10 protein-coding genes are annotated in these 12,516 nt (G+C 72.3%); 4 read left to right on the forward strand and 6 right to left on the reverse strand.

Features of this window, described 5'->3' with window-relative positions; translation table 11 throughout:
• Positions 1-40: 40 nt before the first annotated feature.
• The 4 genes from HED23_RS23065 to HED23_RS23080 all read right to left on the reverse strand — a co-directional run bounded on the left by HED23_RS23065 (position 41) and on the right by HED23_RS23080 (position 5,831).
• Entirely contained in the window at positions 41-1,300 is a 1,260-nt protein-coding gene (locus HED23_RS23065) for an MFS transporter (RefSeq protein ID WP_203185286.1), read from the reverse strand.
• Positions 1,300-2,703 carry a CitMHS family transporter gene (locus tag HED23_RS23070; RefSeq protein ID WP_203185287.1) on the reverse strand — a complete coding sequence of 468 codons (1,404 nt, stop codon included), beginning with the start codon at positions 2,701-2,703 and terminating at the stop codon, positions 1,300-1,302. The genes HED23_RS23065 and HED23_RS23070 overlap by 1 nt, the downstream gene beginning before the upstream one ends.
• 119 nt (positions 2,704-2,822) lie before the next feature.
• The gene (locus HED23_RS23075; protein WP_203185288.1) at positions 2,823-5,003 is read right to left on the reverse strand and encodes a molybdopterin oxidoreductase family protein; all 2,181 of its coding nucleotides are present in this window, start codon (positions 5,001-5,003) and stop codon (positions 2,823-2,825) included.
• A gap of 198 nt (positions 5,004-5,201) precedes the next feature.
• Positions 5,202-5,831, reverse strand: a complete 630-nt coding sequence (locus HED23_RS23080) for a TetR/AcrR family transcriptional regulator (protein ID WP_203185289.1) — start codon at positions 5,829-5,831, stop codon at positions 5,202-5,204.
• A 113-nt stretch (positions 5,832-5,944) separates the two neighbouring features.
• On the opposite strand from HED23_RS23080, the gene hmgA reads away from it, so the two are divergent.
• From hmgA to HED23_RS23095, 3 genes are all read left to right on the forward strand, one after another.
• Positions 5,945-7,264 (forward strand): homogentisate 1,2-dioxygenase, encoded by a 1,320-nt coding sequence (gene hmgA / locus HED23_RS23085; protein ID WP_203185290.1) that lies wholly within the window; start codon positions 5,945-5,947, stop codon positions 7,262-7,264.
• Positions 7,265-7,307: 43 nt separating this feature from the next.
• Positions 7,308-8,084: a GntR family transcriptional regulator gene (locus HED23_RS23090; RefSeq protein WP_238442081.1), complete on the forward strand. Its 777-nt coding sequence runs from the start codon at positions 7,308-7,310 to the stop codon at positions 8,082-8,084.
• A gap of 87 nt (positions 8,085-8,171) precedes the next feature.
• On the forward strand, positions 8,172-9,395 hold the full coding sequence (locus HED23_RS23095; protein WP_238442082.1) for a type ISP restriction/modification enzyme: 1,224 nt from the start codon (positions 8,172-8,174) through the stop codon (positions 9,393-9,395).
• Positions 9,396-9,671: 276 nt separating this feature from the next.
• On the opposite strand, the gene HED23_RS23100 is transcribed toward HED23_RS23095, so the two are convergent.
• Positions 9,672-9,935, reverse strand: coding sequence for a hypothetical protein (locus tag HED23_RS23100; RefSeq protein WP_104790182.1), 264 nt, complete (start codon positions 9,933-9,935; stop codon positions 9,672-9,674).
• A gap of 208 nt (positions 9,936-10,143) precedes the next feature.
• On the opposite strand from HED23_RS23100, the gene HED23_RS23105 reads away from it, so the two are divergent.
• On the forward strand, positions 10,144-11,481 hold the full coding sequence (locus tag HED23_RS23105) for a protein kinase domain-containing protein (RefSeq protein ID WP_203185293.1): 1,338 nt from the start codon (positions 10,144-10,146) through the stop codon (positions 11,479-11,481).
• 173 nt (positions 11,482-11,654) lie between these two features.
• Here the strand turns inward: HED23_RS23105 and HED23_RS23110 are convergent, their stop codons facing one another.
• Entirely contained in the window at positions 11,655-12,464 is an 810-nt protein-coding gene (locus tag HED23_RS23110; protein ID WP_203185294.1) for an SGNH/GDSL hydrolase family protein, read from the reverse strand.
• Between the last annotated feature and the right edge of the window lie 52 nt (positions 12,465-12,516).

Genomic DNA, 12,516 nt, shown 5'->3' on the forward strand with positions numbered 1-12,516 from the left:
ACCCGGAGTGGCTCCGGGCGCACCTCCCTCAGGCTCTTCGTCAGGTGGATTCCCGCTCGGCGCGGGGGCGTTCGGCACGGGATGCGGGGGCCGGAGCGGTCACCGGGTCCACGTCCGCAGCCCCTTTTCCGCCGCCACGCAGCCCGAGTCCCGCCGCCCCGACGAGCAGGGCACCCAGCATCACGAACGGCGCGGCGGTGCCCGCGACCCCGGCGATCAGTCCGGCCGACGCGGGGGCCGCGACCTGGCCGAGCCTGTTGCCGGTGAGCCTGAGGGCGAGTGCGGTGGAGCGGGCCGCCGCAGGGGCTGCCTGGACGACGGTGGTCATCGAGAGCGGCTGGCCGACCCCGAGGCAGAAGCCCAGCACCGCGAGCATCACGGCGAGCCCCCACACCGGGACGGGCAGGGCGACGGCCGCGCAGAGGAGGCCGCCGAGCAGGCAGGTCGTGGAGAGCAGCGCGGTCCTGCCGACGGTGCGCAGCATCGGTGTCATGACGAGCCGGCAGGCGATGGTAGCGGCGGCCCGCAGGCTGAGAAGCAGGCCGACGGTGGCGGGTGCGATCCCGCGGTGCTCACCGACGACCGGCAGATAGGCGGTGAGGATGTCGGTGGCGCTGAGCACGGCCAGGCTGATGAAGATGCCGGCCGGGACCCCCCGGGTACGCAGGATGCTGCCGACCGGCACCTTCGAGTCCGCCCGCCGGGACGGGCCGGCGGTCCCGCGGTGCTCGATGCGCCACAGCGAGGTGAAGGCGACGGCGGCGACGACCCCCGAGACGAGCAGGGCGAGAGCGCTCGTACGGGCCATCGCGCCGTCCCGCTCGGAGATGAGGTAGCCCGCGGCGATCGGGCCGACGAGCTGGCCGAGGGAGGCGCCGATGGTGAAGTGGCCGAAGTTGCGGTCCTGGTCGGCCGGGGCCGACTGCCGGGCGACGAGCGACTGGGCGCCGATCACGAAGCAGAGGTGGCCCAGGCCCATGACCCCGCTCCAGGCGGCCAGCGCGGGAAGGGAGCCCGCGGTGCCGCTGAGCGCGCAGCCGCCGCCGATCAGGAGGACCCCGACGGGCAGCAGCGGTGCGCATCGGCCGTGATCGGTCCGCCGGCCCAGCGGTACGGCGGCGAAGAGCGGCAGGAGCGCGTACACACCGGCGATGACACCGATCGCACGCTCGTCGGCACCGAGCGAGAGGGCCCGGTAGGAGACGGCGGGCCGCGCCATCGACACCGCTCCCTGCGCGAAGGCGAAGGCGATGACGAGGCGCAGCAGCCAGCCCCTGCCGGGCCGGGGTTCCGGAGGCATCAGATGATTCCGAAGAGTACGGCGGCGACGAGGACCACCAGCGAGGTGAGCACGGCCCACTTGACGGTGAAGCGAGTGTGGTCGCCGAACTCGACCTTGGCCATGCCGACCAGGACGTAGACGGCGGGCACGAGCGGGGACGACATGTGCAGCGGCTGTCCCGCGATGGAGGCACGGGCGATCTCCAGGGGGGAGACGCCGTGGGCGGCGCCGGCCTCGGCAAGCACGGGCAGCACTCCGAAGTAGAAGCCGTCGTTGGACATGAAGTAGGTGAGGGGAAGGCTCAGCAGACCCGTGACGATGGCCATGTGCGGGCCCATTCCGTCGGGGATCGCCCCGACGAGCCAGTCCGCCATGTGTTCGACCATACCGGTGCCGGTGAGCACGCCGGTGAAGACCGCAGCGGCGAAGACCATGCCGGAGACGTTGAGCACGTTGTCCGCGTGCGCCGCGATCCTGGCCCGCTGGTCGGGCATGTGGGGGAAGTTGACGGTGAGGGCGAGGGCCGCGCCGAGCAGGAAGAGCACCGGGATCGGCATGAGCTCCAGGATCATCGCGGCCAGCAGGGCGACGGTGAGGCCGGCGTTGAACCAGTAGAGCTTGGGGCGGAGGGTGGACCTGTCGGGGTCGAGTCCCTTGAACTCCTCGTCCCCCTCGTCGCCGTCCACGCCGCCGGCACCGGCGCCACCACTCTTCGGGGCCTTCGTGAGCCGGTCGCCGCCGCCGCCCGCGCCGACGAGCACGGTCTCGGGCTCGGGGTCGGTCACCAGCGCCTCGTCGAGCGTGAGCATGCCGAGCCGCTTGCGCTCGCGGCGGCCCAGGACGAAGGCGAGGAGTACGACGGCGAGGAGGCCGACGGCGAGAGCCGGGATCATCGGGACGAAGATGTCGGCCGCGTCGACCTTGAGCGCGGTGGCCGCGCGGGCGGTGGGGCCGCCCCAGGGCAGGGTGTTCATGACCCCGTTCGCGGTGGCGGCGACACCCGTCATCACGACCAGGCTCATCTTCAGCCGCTTGTAGAGCGGGTACATCGCCGAGACCGTGATCATGAAGGTGGTCGAACCGTCGCCGTCCAGCGAGACGATCGCGGCGAGGAGCGCCGTGCCGACGACGATCCGCATCGGGTCGGCCTTGCAGAAGCGCAGGATGCCCCGGACGATCGGGTCGAAGAGGCCGACGTCGATCATCACGCCGAAGTAGACGATGGCGAACATCAGCATCGCCGCGGTCGGCGCGAGGGTGCCGACCCCTTCGATGACGTAGTCGCCGAGCTGCGCGCCCTGTCCGACGGCCACGCAGAACAGGGCGGGGATCAGGACCAGCGCCGCGATCGGCGACATCTTCTTCGTCATGATCAGGACCAGGAAGGTCGCGATCATGGCAAAGCCGAGGATTGTCAACATATGGGCTACCTAACGTTCACCTTTGAACTTCACCGGTGCGGCGGTCCGGATGACGTTAGGGGCCCCGAAGCAGCGTTAACAAGATGTTGACGTGTGAGCAATACGAGCAAAACCCCAGGTCAGCGGGTTGGTGCTACGGAGACGGGGACAGCGTTGAGCACCGCGGTACCGGACAGCGGATCCAGGAGGGTGCCGTCGAGGAGCTGGTTCACGTTGACTCCCGGCTCCGCCCCGGCGACCGACATGCGGGTCCCCGGGCGGCTGTGTCCCCAGCCGTGCGGAAGACTCACGACCCCGGGCCGCACCGAGTCGGTGACCTCGGCGGGCGCCTCGACCTCGCCGCCCGCCGCGGTGATCCGGACCGAGTCGCCTTCGGTGAGCCCGATCCGGGCCGCGTCGTCCGGGTGGATCTGCAGGGTGCAGACGTTCGAGCCGCCTCGCAGCGAGGCGACGTTGTGCATCCAGCTGTTGTTGGACCGCAGATGACGGCGTCCGACGAGCACGAGACCGGCGGGCCGCGCGCCGAGTGACGTGCGGAGCCGGGGAAGGTCGGCCGCGATCGGGGCCGGGAACAGCTCGATGCGGCCGCTGCGGGTCCTGAGCACCTGCGGAAGACGCGGCTTCAGCGGACCGAGGTCGATCCCGTGCGGCTGCGCGAGGAGCTGCTCCAGGGTCAGCTCGTACGGGCCGAGGCGCAGCATCAGGTCGAGCCGGCGTTCGGCGCCGGTGCGGCCCGCCAGATCGTCCGCGAGCTCCTCGGGGACCCCGGCCTTGGCCAGTGCGCCGCTGATGGCCAGGTCGTCGACGGTTCCATGCGGTGCGCCGTGGCGGCCGCCGACGGCGAGGACGAGCCGGGCCAGGATCTCGCTCTCGTCCATCCGGCCCTCCTCCAGCGGGACGGCGGGGCGGCTGTACCGCACCTGGTTGCGCACGGCGAGGGAGTTGAGCGCGAAGTCGAAGTGGGCGCTCTGCGAGGGCGGCGGCGGGGGCAGCACGACGTCCGCGTGGCGCGCGGTCTCGTTGAGGTACGGATCGACGCTGATCATGAAGTCGAGCCCGTCGGCGAGCGCCCGGTCCAGGCGGTCCCCGTCGGGGGCCGAGAGCACCGGGTTGCCGGCTATGACGATCAGGGCCCTGATCCGGCCCTCCCCCGGCGTCTCGATCTCCTCGGCGAGAGCGGCGACGGGCAGTTCGCCCTTGGCCTCGGGGTGTCCGGAGACCCGGCTCCTCCAGCGGCCGAGGGCGAAGCCCTTCCCCGGAGCGGCGGGGCGTGGGGCACGGGCGGTGGCGGAGAGCGGGAAGAGCGCACCACCGGGGCGGTCGAGGTTGCCGGTCAGGATGTTGAGTACGTCGACGAGCCAGCTGGCGAGGGTGCCGTGCTCGACGGTGCAGCTGCCGATGCGCCCGTAGACGGCCGCGGCGGGGGCCGCGGCCAGCTCTCGGGCGATCTCCCGGATGGTCTCCGCGTCCAGGTCGCAGGCCGCGGCCACCGCTTCGGGGGTGAAGTCCGCCATGGCCTCGGCCAGTTCGTCGTAGCCGTCGAGGTGCTCGGCGAGTGCGCCGGGATCGGTGAGCTTCTCCTCGATGAGGACCTGGGTGAGCGCGGCCAGCAGCAGGGCGTCGGTGCCCGGCCTGACGGCGGCGTGCCGGTCGGCCAGGCGTGCGGTGCGGGTGCGGCGCGGGTCGACGACGGTGAGGGTGCCGCCGCGCCGGCGGAGCGCCTTGAGCTTGCCCGGGAAGTCGGGGGCGGTGCACAGACTGCCGTTGGACTCCAGCGGGTTGGCGCCGATCAGCAGCAGATGGGCGGTGCGGTCGAGGTCCGGCACGGGGATGGCGTGGGCGTCACCGAAGAGCAGTCCGCTGGAGACGTGCTTGGGCATCTGGTCCAGGGTGCTGGCGGTGAAGACGTTGCGGGTACCGAGCGCGGACAGCAGGAGCGGCGGATAGAGCCCGCCCGCCACCGTGTGCACGTTGGGGTTGCCGAGGAAGACCCCGACAGCCTGCTCACCGTGCTCCCGGACCAGGGCGGGGACCTTCTCGGCGATCACGTCGAAGGCCTCGGTCCACGTCGCCTCGCGCAGGACGCCGCCCTTGCGGACGAGCGGCGCGCGCAGCCGGTCGGGGTCGGCGTCGAGGCCTCCGAAGGAGGCGCCCTTGGGGCATATGAAGCCCTGGCTGAAGATGTCCTCGCGGTCACCACGGGCGCCGGTGACCGCGGTCCCCTCGATGGTGAGGGTGAGTCCGCAGGTGGCTTCGCAGAGCGGGCAGACACGCAGAGCGGTACGGGATTCGTGGGACATGGGCCCTCCCCGGGGCGGCGGCAGCGGTGCGCGCGGGCGTGATCCGGCGTCCCACGGCGCGCTCGGCGGACGCGGGCTCCCGGCGGACCGAGCATACCGACCGGTACGGATGGAGGCGAGGTGCTGGAGCCACCGGTTGCCCCGCCGCCCGCGGCAGCGGTTACACGTTGTCCCGCCGCCCGCCGCCCGCCGCAGCGGTTACACGAGGATCCGCGCGAGATAGGCCTGGAGCAGCAGCCGGGTCTCCGCGATCAGGTCCGGGTCGCCCGCCGGGTCCGCGCGGAAGGCTAGCTGGAGCAGCGCGTCGGCGGCCTGCACGCAGACCAGGACGGTGCGGAGCAGAGCGGCATCGGATGGGGCTCCTTCGCGTCCCCGGCCGAGATGGCCGCCGAGCAGGTCCGTCAGGCGTCCCGCGACCAGCCGGTTGACCTCCTCGTCGAGCGGTCCGGCGGGGGGCACGGGAGGGCCGAAGTCGACGAGGGCGAAGCCGGGGACGGAGCGCTTCATCGCCAGGTACTCGTCGAGCACCGCGTCGATGACGGCCCGCCACTCCGTCTCCGGTATCGCTTCGAGCCTGGCGACGATCCGCTCGGCGTAGGCCTCCAGATTGCGCTCCGCCAGGGCGTCGACCAGCGCCCTCTTGTTGGGGAAGAAGCGGTACAGGGAGCCGATGGGCACACCGGCCCGGTCGGCCACCGCCCTGGTGGTGAGCTGCTCGTAGCCGGTCTCGTCGAGCAGTGCGGCGCCGGCGTCGAGGATGCGGGCGAGACGGTCGGCGCTGCGTTGCTGCACGGGGACGCGTCGGAGGTTCGTATGAGCGTGGGACACGGTTCCATCATGCCCGTATGCCGTTGACGGGCCACGTTTCGATTCCTACGGTGATGCATAGGATTCTTCGTCAGGGGATCCATGGGGGTTCCTCATCCACCGGGAGCGCATGAATGAGTGGCATCGAGCAGGCGAGGAAGACGGCGGAGAATCTCGGCCACAGTTCCGGCTTCGGCAACGAACACGGCTCGGAGGCGGTCCGGGGAGCGCTGCCGCACGGCCGCAACTCGCCCCAGCGAGCACCCCTCGGGCTGTACGCGGAGCAGCTCAGCGGTTCGGCCTTCACCGAACCCCGCGCCCGCAACCGCAGGTCCTGGCTCTACCGGATCCGCCCCTCGGCCGCCCATCCGGCCTTCGTCCGCGTCGACAACGGCGCCCTGCGCACCGCGCCCTTCACCGAGACCGTCCCCGACCCCAACCGGCTGCGCTGGGACCCGCTCCCCGACCCCGCGCCCGGTACTGATTTCCTGAACGGCCTGTGGACACTGGGCGGCAACGGAGACGCAGCGCAGCGCACCGGCATGGCCGTGCACCTGTACAGCGCGAACTCCTCCATGAACGACCGCGTGTTCAGCGACTCCGACGGCGAACTCCTGATCGTTCCCGAGCAGGGCGGCCTGCTGCTCCGCACCGAGCTGGGCCTGCTGGCGGCCCGGCCGGGCGAGGTCGCGCTGATCCCGAGGGGCGTCCGCTTCCGCGTCGAGCTGCTGGACCCCACGGCCCGGGGCTACGTCTGCGAGAACTACGGCCAGCCCTTCGTCCTGCCCGACCTGGGTCCGATCGGTGCCAACGGCCTGGCCAACGCGCGGGACTTCCTGGCGCCCGTAGCGGCCTTCGAGGACCACGAAGGCCCTGTCGAGGTGGTCAACAAATTCTGCGGGAACCTCTGGTCGGCGACGTACCGGCACTCGCCCCTGGACGTGGTCGCCTGGCACGGCAACCACACGCCCTACGTCTACGACCTGCGCCGCTTCAACGTCCTGGGGACGATCAGCTACGACCACCCCGACCCGTCGATCTTCACCGTGCTGACCTCACCGTCCGACACGCCGGGGCTCGCGGGCGTCGACTTCGTCGTCTTCGCCCCGCGCTGGCTGGTCGGCGAGGACACCTTCCGGCCGCCCTACTTCCACCGCAACGTGATGAGCGAGTACATGGGCCTGATCGAGGGCGCGTACGACGCCAAGGCGGGCGGCTTCGTACCGGGCGGCGGTTCGCTGCACAACATGATGTCGGCGCACGGCCCGGACCGTGAGACCTTCGACCGGGCGAGCGCGGCGGAGCTGGAGCCGCAGAAGATCGACGACGGCCTGGCGTTCATGTTCGAGACCCGCTGGCCGGTCACGGCGACCGCGCAGGCGGCGGGCGCGGACCATCTCCAGCGCGGATACGACGACGTGTGGCAGGGTCTGAGCCGCAACTTCCGGCCGTGAGTCCGCACCGCCGGCGACACCGCAGAGAGATCGGGTGAACCGGATGAATCAGGTGAACGAGGTGAGCCGGACTCCCGGGTTCGCCCCCGACTCCCTGGTGCTGAACCGGAAGCTTCCGCTGTGGTACCAGGTCTCGCAGTCCCTGAGGGCCTCCATACTGGGCCGCCCCCAGGACGCCTCGGCGCGGCTGCCCACCGAGGAGCAGCTCGCCGTGCACTACGGCGTCAGCGTCCTCACCATGCGCCAGGCCCTCAAGGAGCTGGAGAGCGAGGGGCTGATCAGCAGGCACCGGCGGCGCGGCACCTTCATCGAGCCGCGTGCCCGGAGGGTGTCGCCGGTCCGGCTGCTGGGCTCCATCGACGCGATCGTCGCCCAGCAGTCGGGCGAGCGGACGACCGTGCTCGGCCATGGCCGGACGCCCGTCCCCGGTGATCTCGCGGAGTTCTTCCCGGACTGCCCCGAGGTGGTCGGCTACCGGCGGCTCCGCTGCGACGAAGGGACCGGCGAGCCCACCAACTGGGCCGAGAACGCGGTCCTCCCGGAGATCGCGGCCCGTCTGGACGTGGCCGATCTGGAGCGATGGCCGATGACGAAGGTCCTGCGCGACGCGGTCGGCGTACGGATCTCCCGGATCACGGACACCGTCGAGGCGCGCCTCGCCGACCCCGAGACCGCCGAGCTGCTCCAGGTCCCGCTGCTCAGCCCGATCCTGCACTACACCGGCGTCACCTACGACGAGGACGGCACGGTGGTGGACGTGGCACGCATCCGCTACCGGGGTGACCGCTTCTCCTTCTCGGTGACCGTCGACGCGCACTGACGGGCGGGCCGCGAAGGGCGGTCGTTACGGCGGAGGGCGGTCGTTACGATGCCGGGAGGCGGACGTGGCGACGGGGAGGACGACACGGTGGCAGCACGGGTGGCGGCCGGAGCCGGCGGGGGCGACGCGCTCCCGCTGCTGGACGACCTCATGCCCTGGTCGGTACGGCCCCTGAGAACGGGCCGCCCCTGGGTGACGGCCCCCGACGCCCCCTCCCTCCGGGCCCGCTGGGACCTGCTGGCAGGGGCCGAAGGCGCCGATCAGGAAAGGCTGTTCCGGCCCAGCCGCTCCCGGACGCCGCTGACACCGGCCACGGCGCTGCCGGGCAGGTCCACCGGCACGAGCGCGTTCGCGCGGGACCCGGGCCCGTATCCGGAACCGGTACGCATCCTGCACGGCCCCTTCGACGAACAGTGGCTGATTCCCGACCACCGGCTGCTCGACGCGGCGCGCCCGGAGCTGTGGCGGGTCGCGGACGCACACCAGCTCTTCGCCGTCGAGCACGGATACGTGCCCCATGACGGCGGTCCCGCCCTGTCCGTGACCGCGCTGCTGCCCGACGGGCACTCCCCCGCCGGGCGGCCCGGCCGGATACGCCCGCTCTACCGGCGGCCCGGCGGACGGGAGCCCAATCTCGCGCCCGGCCTGGCCGCTCTGCTGTCCGCTCGGTACGGCGCTCCGGTCACCGCCGGGTCCGTCCTCGCCTGGGCCCTCGCCACGGCCCTCCCCTCCCCCGCCGGTCCGCTCGTGCCGTTGCCCGACGACGGCGCCGTGTGGGCCGACGGCGTGGAGCTCGGCCAGGAGCTGCTGCGTCTCCAGCTGCGCGGGGCACGCGACGGGGAACGCCCGCGCCTGCCCGGTGGCCGCCGCCCGTACGTGCGGGCGGCGATTCCGCCCAGGCCGGACAGCCTGCTCTACGACGCCGCCGAGGAGGCGATCGTCCTCGGTGAGGGGCGCGTCTCGCCCGTCCCTGCCGGGGCGTGGGACTTCCGGGTCAGCGGGGTACGGGTGCTGGAGCTGTGGTTCGAGCGCCGCACCGCGCCCGCGGAGGGGCTGGCGGCGGTGGGGCCGCGCGGCTGGCCGCAGGAGCGGACCTCGGAGCTGCTGGAACTGATCACGGTCCTGGCGCTGCTCGCCGGACTACGGCCCAGGCAGCAGGCACTGCGGGGCCGGCTGGAGCGGGCGGGCGCACTGGCCCGGGACGGACTGTGCGCGGCCGGGGTGCTTCCCGTCCCCGCGTCGGCCCGGCGCCCGGCGTCCGTACTGGACCACCAGGAGGAGGGCCCGGAGGGCCAGTTCGCGCTGCTGTGAGACGGGACTGCCCGTCAGGGCGGGTGTTGCGACCACGCGGGGCGGCGGGGAAGTGGCCACCTCATGTCGGCGTGTGTGCGAGTGCTGCTGCCCCGGGAACGCTGCCGGGCGGGGCGCCGGCGCCGATGGGTGCCTGCCGGCGCTTGGGGAGCACACCGACGCAACGCTGCCTTGCCCTGGGGATGACGGACGGGCGGACAGCAGCACTGCGCCGGGACGGAGTGATCGTGGACACGGCCCTGAGCGGAGGGCCGGACCGGTCGTGACAGCCGTCGGTCAGCGGCGGCTGCCGAAGAGCGAGCGCCGCAGCCTCCGCAGCGGGGCGAAGAGCGAGACTCGCGCGCTCCTGCTCCTGCGGGTGTGCGCGGCGTCGCGCGAGGTGAGCTCGAGCATCAGCAGCGTCGCTTCCGCCGACTCGCGCTGCGGAACGGCGGGGCCGCCCAGCACTGCGAGATGGCGGTCGAGGCGCGAACTGGTCGCTCCACTCCCACATGTAATGGCAGGCACACGCGGCCTGCTGCGCACCGTTATCTGTTCCATGTCACTCCCCACCCGTACGAGGGCACCCGGCCCGGGCAGGTTAACCCTATCGTCCCGCAGTCACACTCGTGTATCCCGGCCGCGGGATTGCACACCCGTATACGGGTGTTGACGTCCCGTTACCGGATCCTGTCGGTTCGTGGACGGGTTGAGTTAGCTTGGAGGGGATTCGTCCGTACTGCGCACAGCTGCTGATGGAGGGTCACCGATGAGCGAGTTCCCGGGAACCGGACGTGTGGTCGCGGATCGTTACCGACTCCTGGACCCGCTGGGCGAGGGAGCGACGAGCATCGTGTGGCGCGCTCGCGACGAGGTGCTGGGGCGCGAGGTGGCCGTGAAGGAGGTACGGGCACCCGGGGCTCTGCCGGCCGCCGACACCGAGCGGCTGCACTCCCGCCTGGAACGTGAGGCCCGGGCGGCGGCCCGCGTCTCGCATCGCAACGTCGTCGCCGTCCACGACGTGATCACCCACGATGCCAGGCCCTGGATCGTGATGGAACTGATCCGCGGGATCGCTCTGTCCGACGTGCTGGAGGCCGACGGGCCGCTGCCCCCTCGACGTGCGGCCCGGATCGGCGCGGAGGTGCTCACGGCCCTGCGCGGCGGCCACGCGGCCGGTGTGCTGCACCGCGATGTCAGGCCGGGCAACGTGATGCTGGCCAACGACGGGCGGGTGATGCTGAAGGGCTTCGGCCTCACCACGACCGGGAAGTCGCACGCGTCCACCTCGATCGAGGAGCCGCCCGCGCCCGCCACGGCCGAGGAGCACCACGCGACCGCCACGGCCGAGGAGCCGCCCGCGGTCACCGTGGCCGAGGAGCGGCCCGCATTCACCGTGGCGGGTGAACCGGCCGGTTCGGCCGAATACCTCGCTCCCGAGCGTGCGCTGGGGCGCGCGCCGGGCCCCGAATCCGATCTCTGGTCGCTCGGAGTGCTTCTGTACGCCGCCACCGAGGGGCGGTCACCGTTCGGCCGCGACACCCCGGCGGACGCCCCGCGCACGGGGGGCGACGAGGAGCTGCGGCCACTCAGGCGGGCGGGCGCGCTCACCCCCGTCGTCGAGGGCCTGCTGCGCAAGGACCCGGCCGAGCGGCTCACCGCAGGGGAGGCGGAACGCCGGCTGAGGATCCTGGCCGCGGGCGGGACCGGATCGCCCGGTGGCGGGGAGGCCGGCCCGCAACTCCCGCAGCCTGCGGACGGAGCGGCCGCGACGGCCGCGGGATCCGGGGCCGCCCCGGGTCCGCCGGAACCCGCCGGCCGTGCGAGGCGCACCGGCGTCCTGGTGGCCGCCGGGGCGGTCGTGGCGCTGCTGATCGCGGGAGGCCTCGTGTGGGCGCTGACGGGGGACGACGACTCGGACCGGGGAGGCGACGGGAAGGCCCCGGCGTGGACGTCGGTGAGTTCATGGGCCGCGGATCCGGCCGGGGCCCGGCCCGCTTCCGCGCGCGGCGGCGGTGACGGCCTCCGCCCGGCCCGCACCGGCGGGTCACCGGCGGCCACCGCGGACCGGACGCGGACTCCCGTGGACGTCGTGGAGCTCTCCTGAGCTGAAGGAGGGGGCTCCGCGGGACGGAGCCCCCTCCTCGCCGGGCCTGCCGGAACGCCGGACTCGCCGGACCTGCCGGGACGGCTGAACAGCCGCGTCACGCAGGAACGGTGACTTCAGGCACGGGAGTTGAGGTCAGGCCTTCGGGCTGAGGTCAGGCCTTCGAGCTGAGGTCAGGCCTTCGAGCTGAGGACGGGTAGATAGCCGCCGGACTGCCCGGCGGCGGTCGGGTGGTAGGACTCACCGATGTTGAGCCAGTTCACGCTGTGGAGCCAGGCACTGCCCGAGCAGATCTCGTGCCCGGTGAAGGTCGGGGTGACGTCGCCGAAGGTGAAGCCGTGGTCGGCCGCGCGCTTGGCGGTCGCGGCGTTGAGGTAGTCGGCGGCGCCGTTGATGGCGGCGCGTTCCTTCTCGCTCAGGCCTGCGATACAGCTGCCGCCGAGCTTGTAGAAGCGTGGATAGCCGAGGACGACGACGTGGGCGGAGGGGGCTTTGGCACTGATCGCCGCGTACACGGAGTCCAGCTTGCCCGGCAGGGTCGAGTCGACATAGGCGCGGGCGGTGGTGATGCGGCTCAGACAGGTGGCCTCGGACTGCAGGACACAGGTGGTCATGACATCCGCGAAGCCCGCGTCGTTGCCGCCGACGGAGATCGAGACGAGGTCGGTCGCCGAGTTGAGCGGGCCGAGCTGGCCGGCCGTGACGTCGCCGGTCCTGGCTCCCGAGCACGCGGTGAAGGCGAACGAGGCGGGGTTGTTGGCCGCCTTCCACAGGGCGGGGAACGCACGGGTGCTGCGCTTGCAGTCGCCGCTCGCACTGTCATAGCTGCCGGCTCCGACACCCGACGAGTACGAGTCGCCCAGGGCGACGTAGTCGACGGACTGAGCGGATTCCTGGGCCTGGGCGACGCTCGCGCCGGTCAGAGCGAGAACGGTGCCGAGCAGGAGAGAGGACGAGAACGCCACGAGTCTGGACATTTTCATGGAACCTCCTTGGGCAGGATCTCTGCCTACTCCGTAGTAGCAGTACGGGCGG

This window comes from Streptomyces pratensis (assembly GCF_016804005.1).
Lineage (GTDB): Bacteria > Actinomycetota > Actinomycetes > Streptomycetales > Streptomycetaceae > Streptomyces > Streptomyces pratensis_A.

What these genes read in the sequence shown, in the direction of transcription:
- HED23_RS23065 (WP_203185286.1), bottom strand. Translation starts at nt 1,300, where the DNA reads ATGCCTCCGGAACCCCGGCCCGGCAGGGGCTGGCTGCTGCGCCTCGTC.
- HED23_RS23070 (WP_203185287.1), bottom strand. Translation starts at nt 2,703, where the DNA reads ATGTTGACAATCCTCGGCTTTGCCATGATCGCGACCTTCCTGGTCCTG.
- HED23_RS23075 (WP_203185288.1), bottom strand. Translation starts at nt 5,003, where the DNA reads ATGTCCCACGAATCCCGTACCGCTCTGCGTGTCTGCCCGCTCTGCGAA.
- hmgA (WP_203185290.1), top strand. Translation starts at nt 5,945, where the DNA reads ATGAGTGGCATCGAGCAGGCGAGGAAGACGGCGGAGAATCTCGGCCAC.
- HED23_RS23090 (WP_238442081.1), top strand. Translation starts at nt 7,308, where the DNA reads ATGAATCAGGTGAACGAGGTGAGCCGGACTCCCGGGTTCGCCCCCGAC.
- HED23_RS23100 (WP_104790182.1), bottom strand. Translation starts at nt 9,935, where the DNA reads ATGGAACAGATAACGGTGCGCAGCAGGCCGCGTGTGCCTGCCATTACA.
- HED23_RS23105 (WP_203185293.1), top strand. Translation starts at nt 10,144, where the DNA reads ATGAGCGAGTTCCCGGGAACCGGACGTGTGGTCGCGGATCGTTACCGA.
- HED23_RS23110 (WP_203185294.1), bottom strand. Translation starts at nt 12,464, where the DNA reads ATGAAAATGTCCAGACTCGTGGCGTTCTCGTCCTCTCTCCTGCTCGGC.